This window comes from Blautia sp. LMAG:36 (assembly GCF_008680535.1).
In the GTDB taxonomy this organism is placed as follows: Bacteria; Bacillota; Clostridia; order Lachnospirales; family Lachnospiraceae; genus Blautia_A; species Blautia_A fusiformis.
Window position 1 is genome coordinate 627,218 of sequence record NZ_NALB01000003.1, and the last position, 19,489, is coordinate 646,706.

At 45.2% G+C, this 19,489-nt stretch carries 12 protein-coding genes and 1 pseudogene; 12 read left to right on the top strand and 1 reads right to left on the bottom strand.

The features are described from left to right. Positions 1 to 93: 93 nt before the first annotated feature. From CCC17_RS03150 to CCC17_RS03175, 6 genes are all read left to right on the top strand, one after another. Positions 94 to 1,329, top strand: a complete 1,236-nt coding sequence (locus CCC17_RS03150) for a 5-bromo-4-chloroindolyl phosphate hydrolysis family protein (protein ID WP_118609043.1) — start codon at positions 94 to 96, stop codon at positions 1,327 to 1,329. Between the two features lie 71 nt (positions 1,330 to 1,400). After that, the gene (locus tag CCC17_RS03155) at positions 1,401 to 2,549 is read left to right on the top strand and encodes a toxic anion resistance protein (RefSeq protein ID WP_118609042.1); all 1,149 of its coding nucleotides are present in this window, start codon (positions 1,401 to 1,403) and stop codon (positions 2,547 to 2,549) included. An 84-nt stretch (positions 2,550 to 2,633) separates the two neighbouring features. Continuing rightward, positions 2,634 to 3,698, top strand: a complete 1,065-nt coding sequence (gene ispG / locus CCC17_RS03160; RefSeq protein WP_287082494.1) for a flavodoxin-dependent (E)-4-hydroxy-3-methylbut-2-enyl-diphosphate synthase — start codon at positions 2,634 to 2,636, stop codon at positions 3,696 to 3,698. Further along, positions 3,698 to 8,191, top strand: coding sequence for a PolC-type DNA polymerase III (locus CCC17_RS03165; RefSeq protein WP_287082495.1), 4,494 nt, complete (start codon positions 3,698 to 3,700; stop codon positions 8,189 to 8,191). Before ispG ends, CCC17_RS03165 begins: the two co-directional genes overlap by 1 nt. Before the next feature lie 98 nt (positions 8,192 to 8,289). Continuing rightward, positions 8,290 to 10,248: a fructose-bisphosphatase class III gene (locus CCC17_RS03170; RefSeq protein WP_021651819.1), complete on the top strand. Its 1,959-nt coding sequence runs from the start codon at positions 8,290 to 8,292 to the stop codon at positions 10,246 to 10,248. A 60-nt stretch (positions 10,249 to 10,308) separates the two neighbouring features. Then, a complete protein-coding gene (locus tag CCC17_RS03175) occupies positions 10,309 to 11,067 on the top strand; it encodes a hypothetical protein (RefSeq protein WP_049947001.1) in 759 nt (252 codons plus the stop codon). Positions 11,068 to 11,172: 105 nt separating this feature from the next. Here the strand turns inward: CCC17_RS03175 and CCC17_RS03180 are convergent, their stop codons facing one another. Then, entirely contained in the window at positions 11,173 to 11,388 is a 216-nt protein-coding gene (locus CCC17_RS03180; protein WP_287082496.1) for a helix-turn-helix domain-containing protein, read from the bottom strand. Positions 11,389 to 11,608: 220 nt separating this feature from the next. Between CCC17_RS03180 and CCC17_RS03185 the strand changes: the two genes are divergently transcribed. The 6 genes and pseudogenes from CCC17_RS03185 (at position 11,609) to groL (ending at position 19,385) form a co-directional block, all read left to right on the top strand. After that, complete coding sequence (locus CCC17_RS03185) at positions 11,609 to 13,144, top strand: YifB family Mg chelatase-like AAA ATPase (protein WP_227945533.1); 1,536 nt, start codon at positions 11,609 to 11,611, stop codon at positions 13,142 to 13,144. A 25-nt stretch (positions 13,145 to 13,169) separates the two neighbouring features. Beyond that, the gene (dprA, locus tag CCC17_RS03190) at positions 13,170 to 14,057 is read left to right on the top strand and encodes a DNA-processing protein DprA (RefSeq protein ID WP_110103465.1); all 888 of its coding nucleotides are present in this window, start codon (positions 13,170 to 13,172) and stop codon (positions 14,055 to 14,057) included. Between the two features lie 75 nt (positions 14,058 to 14,132). Next, on the top strand, positions 14,133 to 16,205 hold the full coding sequence (gene topA / locus CCC17_RS03195) for a type I DNA topoisomerase (RefSeq protein ID WP_021651815.1): 2,073 nt from the start codon (positions 14,133 to 14,135) through the stop codon (positions 16,203 to 16,205). Between the two features lie 146 nt (positions 16,206 to 16,351). Beyond that, a pseudogene (gene codY / locus CCC17_RS14970) lies at positions 16,352 to 17,136 on the top strand (GTP-sensing pleiotropic transcriptional regulator CodY). Between the two features lie 297 nt (positions 17,137 to 17,433). Continuing rightward, positions 17,434 to 17,718 (top strand): co-chaperone GroES, encoded by a 285-nt coding sequence (groES, locus tag CCC17_RS03205; RefSeq protein ID WP_021651813.1) that lies wholly within the window; start codon positions 17,434 to 17,436, stop codon positions 17,716 to 17,718. A 47-nt stretch (positions 17,719 to 17,765) separates the two neighbouring features. Beyond that, positions 17,766 to 19,385, top strand: a complete 1,620-nt coding sequence (gene groL / locus CCC17_RS03210) for a chaperonin GroEL (RefSeq protein WP_021975898.1) — start codon at positions 17,766 to 17,768, stop codon at positions 19,383 to 19,385. The last annotated feature ends 104 nt before the right edge of the window (positions 19,386 to 19,489 follow it).

The window sequence follows — 19,489 nt, forward strand, 5'->3', positions numbered from 1 at the left end:
GACTTCAATAGTTTTTTGTTCCTTTTTTTCATTTGCTTGTAATTTTAATATGATTTCGATATAATAAAAATTATCTATGGACTGGAGGGAAAAATGGACAATCACGAATTTGAAGACCTTGGAAAAAAGATTCAGGATATTGTAGATAATGCAGTGAATTCAAACAGCTATCACGAATTAAGCCATACGATCAACCAGACAGTAAATAAGGCCATTGATTCCGGAAGCGAAGCGCTGAAAAATGCGCTGAATTCCGTGTTTGATCCGGGTGCTGATCCGGAATTCCGTAAGAAAAGCTATACATACCAGAGCCCTTATTACGGAAGAAGCAGAAAAGCAAAGCAGCAGGCTGCAAGGAAACAGTCGGAACTGCTCTACGGAAAGACTACCGGTGAAAATCTCAAAGGCATGATGATGGCAGTTTCCGGTGGGATACTTTTAAGTGGCATGGGGCTTGGAGCCATGGTGCTTCTGATCTGGATGGGCATTGGACACAGCGGTGCACTTGCAGCAGGTGTGCTTGGAGTGATGTGTGCAGGCGCAGCAGGTGGCGGTGCTCTTTTGGGAGCAGGAACAAGCCGTCTCGGAAGACTGGGACGTTTCCAGAAATATATCCGTGCGCTGGGAGACCACACCTACTGTAATTTTCAGAAGCTTGCCCAGGCAGCAGGAAAGAACGAGAAATTTGTAAAAAAAGATATCAGCAGAATGATCCAGAAGGGCTGGTTTCTGGAAGGCCATGTGGATGAGCAGGGAACCTGTCTGATCACCAGTAATGAGACCTATCAGCAGTATCTGGAAACACAGAAGCAGCTGGAGCTTCGTAAACAGGAAGCAGATCCTAAGGTTCAGCTGGAGGAGAATATGAGTCCGGAAGCCCAGGAAGTCCTGAGAAAAGGAAATGAATTTCTGGTAAAGATCCGTGAGAGCAATGACGCCATTCCCGGAGAAGAAATTTCTGCAAAGATTTCCAGGATGGAAATGATCGTTCAGAAAATTTTTGAGCGTGCAGGAGAGCATCCGGAGGTGATTCCGGATCTTAAGAAAATGATGGACTACTATCTGCCTATGACTGTGAAGCTTCTGGATGCTTATGAGGATATGGATGGACAGCCTGTACAGGGTGAGAATATCACGGCTTCCAAGAAAGAAATTGAAGAAACCATTGATACACTGAATATTGCATTTGAGAAACTTCTGGATTCCATATTCCGGGATACCGCGTGGGATGTATCCACCGATATTTCTGTGCTGCATACGGTTCTGGCACAGGAGGGGCTGACAGAGGATGATTTCAAAAAAATGAAACAGAATGCGGAAATGAAATAAGTACAACGAGCAGATAAGAAGCTGGAATACAGACATCTGCCGGAAGGTACAGCTGATCAAGGAGAATGCTTATGGGAGAAGAATTTAAAGACTTTGAGGTAGAAGCACCGGTGCTGACTCTGGAACCGGATCTCACGGAAGAAAAAGAAGAAATTACAAAAAAAGAACCGGAGAAACCCCAGGAGCCGGCAGTAGAGGAACCGGTGTTATCTCCCCAGGAACAGAAAATCGTAGAAGATTTTGCAGCAAAGATCGATATTGAAAATACAAACCAGATCCTGCAGTACGGAGCCGGCACTCAGAAGAAGATGGCAGATTTTTCTGATGCAGCGCTGGTAAATGTGAAGACACAGGATCTTGGGGAGGCAGGGGAGCTTCTTGCAAATGTGGTAGGAGAATTGAAGGATTTTGATGCCACAGAGGAAAAGGGATTTTTCGGCTTTTTCAAAAAACAGACAGCGAAGGTGGAAACTCTGAAAAACCGTTACACAAAGGCCGAGGGAAATGTGACGAAGATCACGGAAGCTCTGGAGCAGCACCAGATGCGTCTGATGAAAGATTCTGCCGTGCTGGATAAAATGTATGAGCAGAACCTTGCATACTTTAAAGAACTTTCCATGTACATTCTTGCGGGTAAAAAGAAGCTTAGGGAAGTCAGAGAAGGCAAGCTCAACGAATTGCATCAGAAGGCAGCGGCAAGCGGACTTCCGGAAGATGCACAGGCTGCCAATGATCTGGAAAGCAAATGTGACCGCTTTGAGAAAAAGCTTCATGATCTGGAGCTTACCAGAACCATTTCTATGCAGACTGCACCGCAGATCCGCATGATCCAGAACAATGATACGACGATGATCGAGAAGATCCAGACAACCATTGTAAATACCATTCCTCTCTGGAAAAGCCAGATGGTGCTGGCTCTAGGGATCGCGCACTCCACAGAAGCCGCACAGGCACAACGGCAGGTTACGGATTTTACCAATGAACTTCTGAAGAAAAATGCGGAAACGCTTCACCTGGCATCTGTGGAAACGGCAAAGGAATCCCAGCGTGGTATTGTAGATATTGAAACTTTGAAAAAAACCAATCAGGAACTGATCCAGACACTGGATGATGTGATGAAAATCCAGCAGGAAGGCCGTGAAAAACGTCAGGCAGCAGAGGCAGATATGAGACGTATGGAAAACGAACTGAAAACAAAGCTGCTGGAGATCCGACGTTAGGAGTAAGAGTAAAAAGATAGTTCGGAAAGGAAAGGCAGGGCGTTTGAAGACACCTGCCTTTCAGGATTCATAAAGGAGATTTTTATGTACAGAGATCATACAAAAGTAATAAAAATTGGAAATCGTGTTATCGGAGGAGGAAATCCGATCCTTATCCAGTCCATGACCAATACGAAAACTGAAGATGTGGAAGCAACGGTTGAGCAGATCCTTTCACTGGAAAAAGCAGGCTGTGATATTATCCGCTGCGCAGTTCCTACTATGGAAGCTGCGAAGGCTTTATCCCAGATCAAAAAACAGATCCATATTCCGCTGGTTGCGGACATCCATTTTGATTATCGCCTTGCCATTGCAGCCATGGAGAACGGTGCGGACAAGATCCGTATCAATCCGGGAAATATCGGTTCCAAAGAGAGAATCCAGGCAGTTGTGGATACAGCAAAGGAACGGAATATCCCTATTCGTGTAGGAGTAAACAGCGGTTCCCTTGAAAAAGAACTGGTAGAAAAATATCACGGTGTTACAGCCGAAGGACTTGTGGAGAGTGCTCTTGATAAGGTGCACATCATTGAAGAGATGGGATATGACAATCTTGTGATCAGCATCAAATCTTCTGATGTTCTCATGTGCGCCAGAGCCCATGAACTGATCGCAGAAAAAACACAGTATCCTCTTCATGTGGGAATTACAGAAGCAGGAACTCTGTATTCGGGAAATATCAAATCAGCTATCGGACTTGGGATCATCCTGTATCAGGGAATCGGAGATACCATCCGTGTTTCTCTGACAGGCGCGCCGCTGGAAGAAGTGAAATCAGCCAAAAGGATCCTGAAAACGCTGGGACTTCGCAAAGGAGGAGTGGAGGTTGTTTCCTGTCCGACCTGCGGAAGAACAAAAATCGATCTGATCGGCCTTGCAAACCAGGTAGAGACCATGGTACAGGATATTCCTCTTGATATTAAGGTTGCAGTTATGGGCTGTGTGGTAAATGGACCGGGAGAGGCGAAGGAAGCAGATCTTGGAATTGCAGGAGGCGATGGTGTTGGTCTTCTGATCCGGCATGGAGAGGTTGTAAAAAAAGTACCGGAAACGGATCTTCTGGATACACTTCGTCAGGAACTTCTTACCTGGAATGAGCAGGAGTCATAATGGAGAAAGATTTTTTTGATGTATTTCCGCATCTTAAAGTGAAGAAAGAGCTGGAAGAACTTCTGGACATGGTATTTGTGACAAAGGTTTCCATGAACCCCGGAAGAACTCATCTGAGGGTTTATATTGAAAGCAGCCGCTGGATACACAAGAAGAATATTTTTGCGCTGGAGGATGAGATCGAACGGCAGTGCTTTCCGGGGATTCCCATGACTGTAACAGTTGTGGAAAAATTTCATCTTTCCGAGCAGTATACACCGGAGAACTTTCTGGAAAGCTACCGTTCCAGTATGGAGATGGAGCTGCGCAACTATAACATGCTGGAGTACAATCTGTTCCGCAGATCAAAAATCATTTTTACAGGAAAAGATACCTTGCGTATGGAGCTTCCGGATACGGTTATTTCCAGACAGAAAAGCGAAATACTTGTTGAATATTTTCATAAGGTTTTCTGTGAACGCTGCGGTATGGATCTGAAAGTGGAACTGGATTTTGTGGAAGTGAAAGAGAGTAAATACCGGAAAAATGCTGCACTTCAGATCAAACAGGAAGTGGAAAATGTCCTGAAGCATGCCAAACTCAGCGGGGATCAGGAAAGTGAACCGAAGCAGGAGGATACAGCCAAGGAAGAGACAAAGAAAACCTCAGGAGATAAGAAGGGCGAAAAGACAAACGAGAAGAAATCCGTTGACAAAAAACAGCAGAAGGTTCAGAAGGGAGATTTCCGCGGCAGCTTCGGATTTCGCAGGGACAGCAATCCGGATGTGGTTTACGGCAGAGATTTTGATGGAGAAACGATTCCGCTGGAGAGCATTACCGGTGAGATGGGGGAGGTTATCATCCGATGTCAGGTTATGGATGTGGAAGCTCGTGAGATCCGAAATGAGAAAACGATCCTGATCTTCCCTGTGACCGATTTTACGGACAGTATTGTTGTGAAGATGTTTCTGCGTAACGAGCAGGTTCCGGAAGTGATGGAAAGTGTAAAAAAAGGCGCATTCCTGAAGCTGAAGGGAGTTACCACCATTGACCGTTTTGACAGTGAGCTTACTATTGGAAATATTACAGGTATCAAGAAAATCGCCAATTTTACTAGCACAAGAATGGATACCAGTCCTCAGAAGCGTGTGGAGCTTCACTGTCACACCAAGATGAGCGATATGGATGGTGTCAGCGATGCAAAGGCATTGGTAAAACGTGCCTATGAGTGGGGACATAAGGCTATCGCTATCACGGATCATGGCGTGGTGCAGTCCTTCCCGGAGGCAAATCACTGCTTTGATGCCTGGGGCGGTTGTGTTCCAAAGGAGTCTGATTTTAAGGTGCTCTATGGAATGGAAGCGTATCTGGTAGACGATCTGAAGGGTATGGTCACCAATTCCAAAGGGCAGCGGCTGGATGGAGATTTTGTTGTTTTTGATATTGAGACTACGGGATTCTCAGCACTAACCTGCAGGATCATTGAGATTGGCGCGGTAAAAGTGGAAAAAGGACAGATCACAGATCGTTTTTCCACCTTTATAAACCCGGAAGTGCCCATTCCGTTCCGTATTGAGCAGCTGACAAGCATCAATGATTCCATGGTCCTGGATGCACCTGTGATAGAGGAAGTACTGCCGAAATTCCTGGAATTCTGTGAGGGCTGCGTAATGGTGGCCCATAATGCGGACTTTGATATGAGCTTTATTATTGAAAACTGTAAACGGCAGGGGATTTCGGATGATTTTACTTATGTGGATACCGTTGGTATGGCTAGATTCCTTCTTCCTGCCCTGAACCGTTTTAAACTGGACACGGTAGCCAAGGCAGTAGGTGTTTCTCTTGATCATCACCACAGAGCTGTGGATGATGCGGCATGTACCGCAGAGATTTTTGTGCGGTTTGTAAAGATGCTGGAAGAAAGAGATATTTTTGATGTGGATGAGATGAACAGGCAGGGTGCGGTTTCACCGGATACCATCCGAAAGCTGCCCACATACCATGCTATTGTTTTTGCAAGAAATGAGACCGGAAGGATCAATCTGTACAAGCTGGTAAGCCAGTCCCATTTAAAGTACTATCACAGAAGACCAAGGGTTCCCAAAAGTGTGCTGGAAAAATACAGGGAAGGCCTTCTGGTGGGAAGTGCCTGCGAGGCAGGAGAGCTTTATCAGGCACTTCTTCGCAATGCACCGGATCAGGAGATCGCCAGACTGGTAAATTTTTATGACTATCTGGAAATCCAGCCTCTTGGGAACAATGCGTTTATGCTTGCGGATGAAAAACATGATATGATCAATTCAGAGGAAGACTTAAAAGAGATAAACCGGAAGATCGTAAAACTTGGAGAACAGTTCAAAAAACCGGTGGTTGCCACCTGTGATGTGCATTTTATGGATCCTCAGGACGAGGTTTACCGACGGATCATCATGGCAGGAAACGGATTTTCTGATGCAGATAACCAGGCCCCGCTTTATCTTCGTACAACGGAGGAAATGCTGGAGGAATTTTCCTATCTGGGAAGTGAAAAGGCGGAAGAGGTGGTGATCACCAATACCAATAAGATCGCGGATATGATCGAGAAGATATCACCGATTCATCCGGATAAATTTCCACCGGTCATTGAGAACTCCGAGCAGGATCTTAAGAATATCTGTTTCACGAAGGCCCACGAAATGTACGGAGATCCGTTGCCGAAGATCGTGGAGGACCGCCTGGACAGGGAGCTGAATTCTATTATCTCCAATGGTTATGCGGTAATGTATATCATTGCACAGAAGCTTGTGTGGAAGTCCAATGAGGACGGCTATCTGGTTGGATCCCGTGGTTCTGTAGGTTCTTCTCTGGCAGCGACCATGTCCGGTATCACGGAGGTAAACCCTCTGCCGCCTCATTATCTCTGTCCGAATCCGGACTGTAAATACAGTGATTTTGATTCCCCTGAGGTGAAAAAATACGCGGGTATGGCAGGATGTGATATGCCGGATAAGATCTGTCCGAAATGCGGTGCCAGGATGAACAAGGAAGGCTTTGATATTCCTTTTGAGACATTCCTTGGTTTTAAAGGTGATAAGGAGCCGGATATCGACCTGAACTTTTCCGGTGAATATCAGGCCAATGCCCACCGGTATACGGAGGTTATCTTCGGAAAAGGGCAGACCTTTAAGGCGGGAACCATTGGTACCCTTGCGGAAAAAACCGCATTTGGTTATGTGAAGAACTATTATGAGGAACGGGGGCAGCACAAGCGTTACTGTGAGATCAACCGTATCGTGAAGGGCTGTACCGGTGTCCGCCGTACCACTGGCCAGCATCCGGGAGGTATCATCGTACTGCCTATGGGTGAGGAGATTGAGAAATTTACACCTGTGCAGCACCCGGCCAATGATGTGAACAGTGATATCATCACCACACATTTTGATTACCATTCCATTGACGGAAATCTTCTGAAGCTTGATATACTTGGACACGATGATCCGACCATGATCCGTATGCTGGAGGATCTGACCGGCATCAGTGCAAGAACAGTTCCGCTGGACCAGAGAGATGTCATGTCCCTGTTTGCGGGAACGCAGGCTCTGGGGATCAGTCCGGAGGATATCGGCGGCTGCAGGCTGGGATGCCTCGGGATCCCGGAGTTTGGTACAGACTTTGCCATGCAGATGTTGATCGATACCAAGCCGAAATATTTTTCCGACCTGGTACGTATTGCTGGACTTTCCCACGGCACGGATGTATGGCTTGGAAATGCCCAGGTATTGATCCAGAATGGTACAGCTACCATTTCCACAGCAATCTGTACGCGAGATGATATTATGATCTATCTCATCGGAAAAGGAGTGGAAAGTGGTCTGGCGTTTACCATCATGGAGAGTGTCCGTAAGGGAAAGGGTCTTCGTGAGGAATGGATCCAGACTATGAAAGAGCATGATGTTCCGGACTGGTATATCTGGTCCTGTAAGCTGATCAAGTACATGTTCCCGAAAGCCCATGCGGCAGCCTATGTTATGATGGCGTATCGTATCGCCTGGTATAAAGTGTTTCATCCACTGGCTTATTATGCAGCATTTTTCAGTATCCGTGCCACTTCCTTTTCCTATGAACTGATGTGCATGGGAAAAGAACGTCTGGAATATTATATGGCGGAGATCCGGAAAAAAGGTGATGAGGCATCCAAGAAGGAACAGGATACACTGAAGGATATGAGGATCGTACAGGAAATGTACGCCAGAGGTTTTGATTTTGTGCCGATCGATCTTTATAAGGCAAAGGCACACCGGTTCCAGATCATCGGAGATAAACTGATGCCTGCTCTGGATACCATAGAGGGTCTTGGAGATAAGGCAGCAGAGGCAGTTGTGGATGCTGCCGCAAAAGGCAGATTCCTTTCCAAGGATGATTTCCGTGATCGTACCAAGGTCAGCAAGACCGTTATCGATCTGATGGATGATATGGATCTTTTTGGAGATATCCCGCAGTCCAATCAGATGTCACTGTTTGATTTTACGGGTTGATATATGATACCGGAAGGGCTTACAATAAATAAAAAATACTGCCGTTTATCCTGAAGGCTGATCTGGCAGTGAGAACTCCCAGGAGGATACCAGATACTATGAAAAAAGAAGAATTAAGATACCTGCAGCGACTTGCGGAGCTATATCCTACTATAGCAAAGGCTTCAACAGAGATCATCAATCTGCAGTCTATATTAAACCTTCCGAAAGGTACCGAGCATTTCATGTCGGACATTCATGGAGAATACGATGCGTTTTCCCATGTTCTTCGGAATGGATCAGGGGCTGTACGAAAAAAGATCGATGATGTATTCGGACATACCTTAAGCAACAGCGACAAACGTTCTCTTGCCACACTGATCTATTATCCGAAGGAAAAGATGGAGGTTGTAAAAAAACAGGAAGAAGACATGGAGAACTGGTACAAGATCACACTTTATCGTCTGATCGAAGTATGCAAGACAACGGCATCCAAATATACCCGTTCCAAGGTCCGTAAGGCACTTCCTGCAGACTATGCATATGTGATCGAGGAGCTGATCACAGAGAAAGCGGAAGTTCTGGACAAAGAAGCATATTACGATGCCATCGTCAATACGATCATTGAGATCGGCCGGGCAGAGAATTTTATCATTGCCCTGGCAGAACTGATCCAGCGTCTTGTTGTGGATCATCTTCATGTGCTGGGAGATATTTATGACAGAGGTCCGGGCCCGCATTTCATCATGGATCGTTTGATGAAATATCATTCGCTGGATATCCAGTGGGGAAATCATGATGTGGTCTGGATGGGAGCTGCTACAGGACAGAAAGCCTGCATTGCAACGGTGATCCGGAACAGCATCCGTTACCGAAATATGGATATTCTTGAGGATGGATATGGGATCAATCTCATGCCCCTGGCAACCTTTGCAATGGAGGCTTATAAGGATGATCCATGTACTGCTTTTGAGATGAAGGGAGATGCCAATAACTATAGTATTCTGGAAGAAGAGCTTGGACGGAAAATGCACAAGGCTATTGCCATTATCCAGTTTAAGCTGGAGGGGCAGCTGATCCGCCGGCACAAAGAATTCCATATGGAAAATCGTTGTTTGCTTCATAGGATCGATCCGAAAAAGGGAATGATCACACTTCCGGACGGAAAAGAATATCCGCTGACCGATACATATTTTCCTACTATTGACTGGAAAAAGCCATATGAACTTACTACAGAGGAAAAGGATGTAATGGAACGCTTGGATTCCGCGTTCCGAAACTGCGAGAAACTGCAGAATCATGTCCGGCTTCTTCTGGACAAGGGAGGCCTTTATAAAACTTATAATGGAAATCTTCTGTTCCATGGAAGTATTCCGCTTAATGAGGATGGAAGTCTGAAAGAAGTCCAGATTTATGGAAAAACCTACAAAGGAAAAGAATTGTACGATGTTCTTGAGACTTATGTGCGCCGGGCGTTTTTCTCTGTAAATGAGGATGAAAAGCGTAAAGGCAGAGATATTATGTGGTATATCTGGGCAGCTCCGAATTCACCGCTGTTCGGAAAAGACAAGATGACCACCTTTGAGCGTTATTTTATTAAAGATAAGGAAACACATAAAGAAACTAAAAATGCCTACTATCATCTTCTGGAAAATGAGGATGTTGTAGATGATCTGCTCCGTGAATTCGAACTGGATCCGGAAAAAGGTCACATCATCAACGGGCATGTGCCGGTTCACCAGAGTGAGGGAGAGAGTCCTGTAAAATGCAATGGCAAAGTTCTTGTGATCGACGGCGGTTTTTCCAGACCATATCAGAAGGTTACGGGGATTGCCGGTTATACACTGGTTTATAATTCCTACGGGCTGATCCTGTCTGCTCATGAGCCTTTTACTTCTGCGGAAGAAGCGGTAGCCAAGGAGCAGGATATTGTTTCCAACAGGGTGGCAGTTCACTACAATAACAAACGTACTCTGGTCGGTGATACCGATACCGGAACTGCTCTGAAGGAAAGGATCAGTGAGCTGATCCAGCTTCTGGAAGTTTACAGAAAAGGTATCATCAAAGAGAAAAAATAAGCAGAATTGAGAAATACAAGAAGGGTTTCCTGTATGCTATAGTAAACAGAGGTAATGCAGATGAGAAAAAACAAAAGAAGAAAAAAACGGCTGAGAGCAGTTCTGATCCTGTTGATCATTCTGTTTATTCTGGCAGGACTGGGAGGGATGCTGTATGTTTCCCACAGGGATAAAGTGGAAAAAGAACAACGAAGAGAGGCCGCATTGGCTGCATTGGACAGTATTCCGGAGGTGACAGCAACTCCGGCAGCAACAGCAACACCGGTTCCGACAGCGACGCCGACACCGTCATTGACACCGGTCCCGACAATCCTTCCGGCATTTGAACCGGAAAATTATCAGGGAATCTGGTACAGCGAAGACGGGCTGACAACGATCGATATTTATGATATCAGTCTGAAATCTGTTTCCTTTACCTATAAGAGAGTGAATGGAAAAGATCCTTCCATGACCGCAGAAGCAGATGTGACTGCAGAGGTAGCAGGAAATGCCACACAGTTCCGTTTTAAGGATTCCGAAGGGAATAAGGCAAAAGGAGAGTTTGTTTTCGATAAAAGTGGTGAGCTTTATGTGAAGGTAAAAACATATGAACGGGGAGATGGATCTCTGACCTATCCGAAAACAGAGTCTATTATGACCCGGCAGGAGCCATCCCTGGAAGTATCCGAAAATTCCGAAGAAGATGCTTCCTATAATGAAAGCAACGAAAGTTCCTATGAACAGGAATCCTACAGCGAAAGCAGTGAAGATTCTTCTGATGAAAATACAGAAGAATATGAGATTCCCTACGGAGAAGAAGAAACCTATTATACAGAATGATCAAAAAAAATAAAACACGGTAAAATAAAGAATCCCCGGATTTTGGCAATCAGGGAATCCCGATACAGGAATTCCCGAAACTGTTCCACATTTCCGGGGATCTCTTTATTTGATCATTTTTTTGCGGTCTGTGCGGCCGACGAGATAATCGATGCTGGTGTCGTAATAATTTGCCAGCAGGATAAGCATTTCGATAGGAATATTACGGGATCCCGTTTCATAATGGGAATAAGAACGCTGACTGATATGAAGAATCTCACTTAATTCTCTCTGGGACAGATCCGCGTCTGTACGTAAATCCTGAATACGCTGAAATTTCATTGTGCTCACCTCTTCTTTCTATTGAAAGTATAAAACAGAACGAAATGCACCCTTGCAAAAGAGAGCAAAATGGACTATACTAAATTTATTATCTTCTAAAATTCAGAAAATGTCTATCTGAAAATTCCCTTGTTTTTAACCAATGCGGATTTCGAATATCCGCCTGACCTGAAAAGACGAAAAGATGGAAGATCGGGATCCGTTTTTTTCGCAGAAAGGAATGTATTTGTTTGCGAGTGTTTTATCAGCAGCGATCTACGGAATGGAAGTACGTGAGATCCAGGTTGAGGCAGATGTCAGTGATGGTCTGCCTTCTTTTGCTATGGTAGGATTTCCCTCTGCCCAGGTGAGAGAGGCCCAGGAAAGAGTCCGGACTGCATTTAAGAACAACCGGCTTTGTCTGCCACCAAAAAAAGTAACTGTAAATTTTGCACCTGCCGATATGAAAAAGGAAGGAGCCGGTTTTGACCTGCCTGTGGCGGCTGCAGTACTTGCGGCTGCCGGAATTCTGGAACCGGATCTTCTGGAAGGAGTTATGATCGTAGGAGAGATCAGTCTGAATGGAGAGATCCATGGGGTTGCCGGAGTTTTGCCACGGGTGATCCGCGCAAGAGAGATGGGCTTACGCTTTTGCGTTATTCCGGAGGAAAATATCCGGGAGGGGAATCTGGTGAAGGATATGCCGGTGTTTGGAGTAAAAAGTCTGAATGACATGATCCGATGTCTGAGAGACCCAAACACTTATACAAATGAGTATCAGGAAAAAGAAAAAACAGAAAATAAACCGGAAAAACCAAATGTTGATTTTGCGGACATCTGCGGGCAGGAAGGAGCCCGGCGCGCGGCCGAGATCGCAGTGAGCGGTTTTCATAATATTCTTTTTATCGGACCGCCAGGATCCGGAAAGACCATGCTGGCAAGACGTCTGCCTACTATTATGCCGGAGATGACATTTGAGGAAAGCCTGGAAATCACCAAGGTATACAGTGTGGCAGGACTTCTCACGGAAAAAGATCCGCTGATCCGGCAGAGGCCTTTTCGAAGTCCGCATCATACCAGTTCCCCTCAGGCTCTGGCAGGTGGCGGCAGGATACCGGGACCGGGGGAGATCACTCTTGCACACAGAGGTGTGCTTTTTCTGGATGAGATGCCGGAATTTTCCAGAAAAAGCCTGGAGATCCTGCGTCAGCCGCTGGAAGATAAGGAGATCCATCTGTCCAGAGCTGCCGGAACTTATATTTTTCCGGCCAGTTTTATGCTGGCGGCAGCGATGAATCCCTGTCCCTGCGGATTTTACCCGGATATGAACAGATGTCGCTGTACATCAGGGGAGATCACGCATTATCTTGGAAAGATCAGCCAGCCTCTCCTGGAGCGTATTGATATCTGCACGGAAGTTCCGGCAGTGAGTTTTTCAAAAATGAAAAAGAAAATTGCAGGGGAATCCTCTGCTCAAATAAGAAAGAGGGTGGAAGCAGTACAGGAGATCCAGAGAGAACGTTACAAAAAGGAAAAATTTTGCTTCAATGGGGAGCTTGACGGAAGAAAACTGGAGAAATACTGTGTAATGACGGGAGGGGCAGACAAACTTCTGGAGCAGGCATATGAGCAGTTTCAATTCAGTACCAGAGCATATCATAAGATCCTGAAAACGGCCAGGACCATCGCGGATATGGAATCTTCCGAAAAGATAAAGGAAGAACATATCTGCGAGGCGTTGGCTTACCGGGCATATGACAAGAAATACTGGTCATAAAACAGAAAAAAGGAAGGTATTTTATATGGAAGAAATACAGCAAACAAGGATCCGGTGTGCCCGGAAGGACAGTAGTGTTTATCCGGCAAGACTTAAGGAACTTCCCGGTATGCCAAAACAATTATATTACATTGGAAGCTTTCCGGATGATGCCAAACCTACAGCGGCGATCGTGGGAGCAAGGCTGTGCAGTCCTTACGGACGGATACAGGCCTTTAATTACGGAAAATTCTTAAGCGAACATGGTGTACAGGTGATCAGCGGTATGGCGGCCGGCATTGATGCTGAGGGCCACAAGGGTGCTCTGGAAGGTGGTACCCCGACCTTTGCCGTGCTGGGAAATGGTGTGGACATCTGTTATCCTTCATCCAGCAGAGGTATTTACCGGAGGATCCCCGAAAAAAACGGAGGGATCATCAGCGAATATGAACCAGGTACCAAAGGCAGGGCATATTATTTTCCGGCAAGGAACCGGATCATCAGCGGACTGGCAGATCTGGTGCTTGTGGTGGAAGCAAAAGAAAAGAGCGGATCACTGATCACAGCTGCCTGTGCACTGGAACAGGGGAAGATGGTATACGCCATTCCAGGAGCGGTAAATGATGCGCTGAGCAGAGGCTGTCACAAGCTGATCTACGACGGAGCAGGAATTGCATACTCTCCGGAAATACTTCTGGATGAGTGGGGATTATCTGTGAAAAAAAAGACAAATTTGTCTGAAAAAAGCAAGTTAGGACTTGCAACGGATTTGGATTTGGTGTATAGTTGTCTCGATTTACGACCAAAAAATCTGGATCATATTATCAGAAAAACCGGTTTTTCACCGGGAAAAACAGCCGGGATCCTGGGACAGCTTATTTTGATGGGGCTTGTGAAGGAAACCGGGAGACAGTATTATATCAGACTTGAATAAATGCTTTTTTGCCCGGAGATTTAGCAGGAGTTTTTAAGCCGGACAGGAAGGCAGAATGAGATTAGGAGAGGTAAAATGGCCAAAAATCTGGTGATAGTAGAGTCACCTGCTAAAATGAAGACAGTAAAGAAATTTCTGGGGGCAAATTATACAGTAGAAGCGTCCAACGGTCATGTGAGGGATTTTCCCAAGAGCCAGTTTGGTATTGACGTGGACAATGATTTTGAACCGAAGTATATTACAATACGGGGAAAGGGTGAGCTTCTTGCAAAACTTCGTAAAGAAGCAAAAAAAGCAGATAAGATCTATCTTGCAACTGACCCTGACCGTGAGGGAGAAGCAATTTCCTGGCATCTGATGCAGGCTTTGAAGACAGATACTGCAAAGATGCACAGGATCACATTTAATGAAGTAACAAAAACAGCAGTTAAGGCGTCCATCAAGCAGGCCAGGGAACTGGACATGAATCTGGTAGATGCACAGCAGGCCAGGCGTATGCTGGATCGTATGGTAGGTTATACCATCAGTCCGCTGCTCTGGGCCAAGGTAAAAAGAGGCTTAAGTGCAGGCCGTGTACAGTCTGTGGCACTGCGTATCATCTGTGACAGAGAAGATGAGATCAATGCATTCATTCCTGAAGAATACTGGAGCCTGGAGGGTGAATTTCAGGTAAAGGGTGAGAAGAAACCGTTGACAGCCAAGTTCTATGGAACAGATAAAAAACTTCCGATCAGAAACCGTCAGGAAATGGATGAGATCCTGAAAAGTCTGGAAGACTGTAAATATGAGATCACAGAAGTAAAAAAAGGTGAGAGGATCAAAAACGCTCCCCTTCCGTTTACCACAAGTACTCTGCAGCAGGAAGCTGCCAAGACACTGAATTTTTCTACGCAGAAGACTATGCGCCTGGCACAGCAGTTATATGAAGGTGTGGATGTAAAAGGCAGTGGTACGGTAGGTCTGATCTCCTATCTGCGTACAGATTCTACTCGAATTTCAGAGGAAGCAGATGCAGCAGCAAGAACTTATATTTCTGAGCAGTATGGTTTGGATTATGTTTCTCAGACAGAGAAGGCGATCAAAAACGGACAGAAGATACAGGATGCTCATGAGGCGATCCGTCCTACAGATATTGCGAGGACACCAGTTCTGGTGAAGGAATCCCTGACCAGGGATCAGTTCCGTTTATATCAGCTGATCTGGAGACGTTTTGCGGCGAGCAGAATGGCACCGGCACGTTATGAGACCACGTCTGTCAAGATCGGAGCAGGTGAGTATGTGTTCACGGTTGCAGCATCCAAGGTTGCCTTTGATGGCTTTATGTCTGTGTACACAGAAGAGGGCGATGACAAAAAGGGCAATGTTTTAAGTCAAAGTCTGGAAAAGGGTATGGAGCTGAAGCTGAAAGAACTGAAGCCGGAGCAGCATTTTACACAGCCGCCGGCACATTACACAGAGGCTTCACTTGTAAAGACTATGGAAGAGCTTGGAATCGGACGTCCAAGTACGTATGCGCCGACCATCACAACGATCATCAGCAGACGCTATGTATCCAAGGAACAGAAAAATCTTTACGTCACAGAGCTTGGAGAGGTTGTTAATAATATTATGAAACAGGCTTTTCCAAGTATTGTGGATGTAAACTTTACAGCAACTATGGAGGGACTTTTGGACTGCGTGGAAGCAGGTACCGTACAGTGGAAAACGGTTGTACGTAACTTCTATCCGGATCTGAAGCATGATGTGGATGAGGCTGAGAAAGAGCTTGAGAAAGTTGATATACAGGATGAGGTTACGGATGTGATCTGCGACAACTGTGGCCGCAACATGGTGATCAAGTACGGTCCTCATGGAAGATTTCTTGCATGCCCCGGATTTCCGGACTGCCGTAATACAAAACCATATTATGAGAAGATCGGTGTTGCATGTCCGAAGTGCGGCGGCGAAATTGTCATGAAAAAAACGAAAAAAGGCAGAAAATATTACGGATGTGAGAATAATCCGGAATGTGATTTTATGTCCTGGCAGAAACCTTCTGCAAAGAAATGTCCGAAATGTGGTAATTATATGCTCGAAAAGGGAAATAAGCTGGTTTGCAGCCAGGAAACCTGCGGATATGTGGAACAAAAACCAAAAGATGAAGATTGATTGAATAAATGCTTTTCTATTAATTTTCAGAAAATCCCGTTAAAAATAAAAAAAATATAAAAATGTCTTGTAAATTTCCAGAATAACGTGTAATATTAGACTAGAAAAACGATTTCTTTCAAGGTACGAAAGTGAAAGGAGGAAAAATGAGCGTTCAGTTGCTAGATAAAACTAGAAAAATCAATAAGCTTCTGCATAACAGCAGCTCAAGCAAGGTAGTGTTTAACGATATTTGCCAGGTGCTCATGGAAACCTTAAGTTCCAATATCCTGGTACTCAGTAAGAAAGGTAAGGTTCTGGGAGTCAGTATCTGCCCGGGTGTGGATGAGATCACAGAGCTGATCGATGACAAGATCGGCGGACATATCGACCCGTTATTGAATGAGAGATTTCTTGGTGTTCTTTCCACAAAGGAGAATGTCAATCTCCAGACACTTGGCTTTGAGCATGTACCCGGAAATTATCAGGGAATCGTGAATCCGATCGATATTGCAGGTGAGAGACTGGGAACGTTATTCATGTACCGCAATGATCATCCCTATGATATTGAGGATATTATGTCAGCGAGTATGGTACAACAGTTGTTGGCCTGGAAATGATGCGTGCGGTTCATGACGAGAACGCAGAAGAAGACAGAAAACAGCAGATCGTTAAATCGGCATTCAGTACACTGTCCTTCTCAGAACTTGAGGCGATCATCCATATTTTTGATGAGCTGGATGGTGATGAGGGTATCCTGGTTGCCAGCAAGATCGCTGACCGTGTAGGTATCACCAGATCCGTGATCGTAAATGCACTGCGTAAATTCGAGAGCGCAGGTGTGATCGAATCCCGTTCGTCCGGTATGAAGGGAACTTACATTAAAGTTCTTAATGAAGTGATCTTTGATGAGCTTGAGGAGATAAAAGCACAGAGAAGCAAGAAGGCATAATGTGATCAGCACTGTCAGATGCTTGATATAAGATAAAGAACGTGACAAAAGAGACTTCCCGCTAGCGTGGGAGTCTCTTTTTTGTCTGTTTCATAAAATCAAAATAAATAATGAAATTGAGAAAACAAGAGAAAACAAGAGTATAAAAGAGATAAAATCAGAATAATATAGAAAAACCATATCTTAAAAGGGTTGCGAAAATATGTGAAATTCACTAATATAGCCATAGTGATTAGCACTCGTATAAAGTGAGTGCTAGCAGACGAAGATGGAACTTATAAAGGAGGAACATAGATCATGAAGTTAGTACCTTTAGGCGACAGAGTAGTATTAAAACAGGTTGAAGCAGAAGAGACAACAGCATCCGGAATCGTACTTCCGGGACAGGCACAGGAGAAACCACAGCAGGCAGAAGTTATCGCAGTTGGTCCTGGCGGAGTTGTAAATGGCAAAGAAGTAAAGATGGAAGTAGAAGTCGGAAACACTGTTATTTACTCCAAATATGCAGGAACAGAAGTTAAGATGGATGGTACGGATTACATCATTGTAAAACAGGAAGATATCCTGGCAGTTATTAAATAATATAAACATCTTATCGTATATCAATATAAATAGGAGGTCATTTTATCATGGCAAAAGAAATTAAATATGGCGCAGAAGCAAGAGCAGCACTTGAAGCTGGTGTAAATAAACTTGCAGATACAGTAAGAGTAACACTTGGACCGAAAGGAAGAAACGTAGTACTTGACAAATCTTTCGGTGCTCCGCTTATCACAAACGATGGTGTTTCCATCGCAAAAGAGATCGAGCTTGAGGACGGATTCGAGAACATGGGTGCTCAGATCATCAAGGAAGTTGCATCCAAGACAAACGATGTAGCAGGTGATGGTACTACAACAGCGACTGTACTTGCTCAGGCAATGGTTCATGAGGGAATGAAGAACCTGGCAGCAGGTGCCAACCCGATCATCCTCAGAAAAGGTATGAAAAAAGCAACAGATGTTGCAGTAGAAGCGATCAAGAACATGAGCCAGGCAATCAACGGCAAAGAGCAGATCGCTAACGTAGCAGCAATCTCTGCAAGTGATGAGCAGGTTGGACAGCTTGTTGCTGATGCTATGGAGAAAGTTTCCAAAGACGGTGTTATCACTGTTGAGGAGTCCAAGACCATGCATACAGAGCTTGACCTTGTAGAAGGTATGCAGTTTGACCGTGGATATATTTCCGCATACATGTCCACAGATATGGAGAAAATGGAGGCAACTCTTGATGATCCGTACATCCTGATCACAGACAAGAAGATCAGCAATATCCAGGAGATCCTTCCACTTCTTGAGCAGGTTGTTCAGGCCGGTGCGAAACTTCTCATCATCGCTGAGGATGTTGAGGGTGAGGCCCTTACAACTCTGATCGTCAACAAACTGAGAGGAACCTTCCAGGTAGTAGCTGTAAAAGCTCCTGGCTATGGTGACAGAAGAAAAGAGATGCTTCAGGATATCGCGATCCTGACAGGCGGACAGGTGATCTCCGATGAGCTTGGTCTTGACCTGAAAGAAGCTAAGATGGAGCAGCTTGGACGTGCAAAATCTGTTAAAGTTGCAAAAGAGAACACAGTTATCGTTGATGGTCTCGGTGACAAAGATGCCATTGCAAAACGTGTTGCACAGATCCGTGCGCAGATCGAGGAGACAAAATCCGAGTTCGATAAAGAGAAACTTCAGGAGAGACTTGCAAAACTGGCTGGCGGCGTAGCTGTTATCCGTGTAGGTGCTGCTACTGAGACAGAGATGAAAGAAGCAAAACTTCGTCTTGAGGATGCTCTTGCAGCAACAAGAGCAGCTGTTGAGGAAGGTATCATCGCAGGTGGCGGATCTGCTTACATCCATGCTTCCAAAGAGGTTGCAAAACTTGCAACAACACTTGAAGGAGATGAGAAGACAGGTGCTTATGTGATCCTGAAAGCTCTTGAGGCTCCGCTGTTCCACATCGCTGCAAACGCAGGACTGGAAGGCGCTGTTATTATCAACAAAGTAAGAGAGTCTGAGATCGGTACAGGCTTCGATGCTCTCAATGAGAAATACGTAAACATGGTTGAGAACGGAATCCTTGATCCGGCTAAGGTTACAAGAAGTGCTCTTCAGAATGCTACAAGTGTTGCATCTACACTCCTTACAACAGAGGCTGTAGTTTCCACAATCAAAGAAGATACTCCGGCTCCGGCTGCAAACCCGGGAATGGGAATGATGTAATTATCAGCTGAGCAGGTGAAATAATTAATTCACAAAATGAGAGGGCCTGCGCCATAGACGCGGCTCTCTTTTTGTGTTATAATCAAAAAGTCAGTAAATTACGA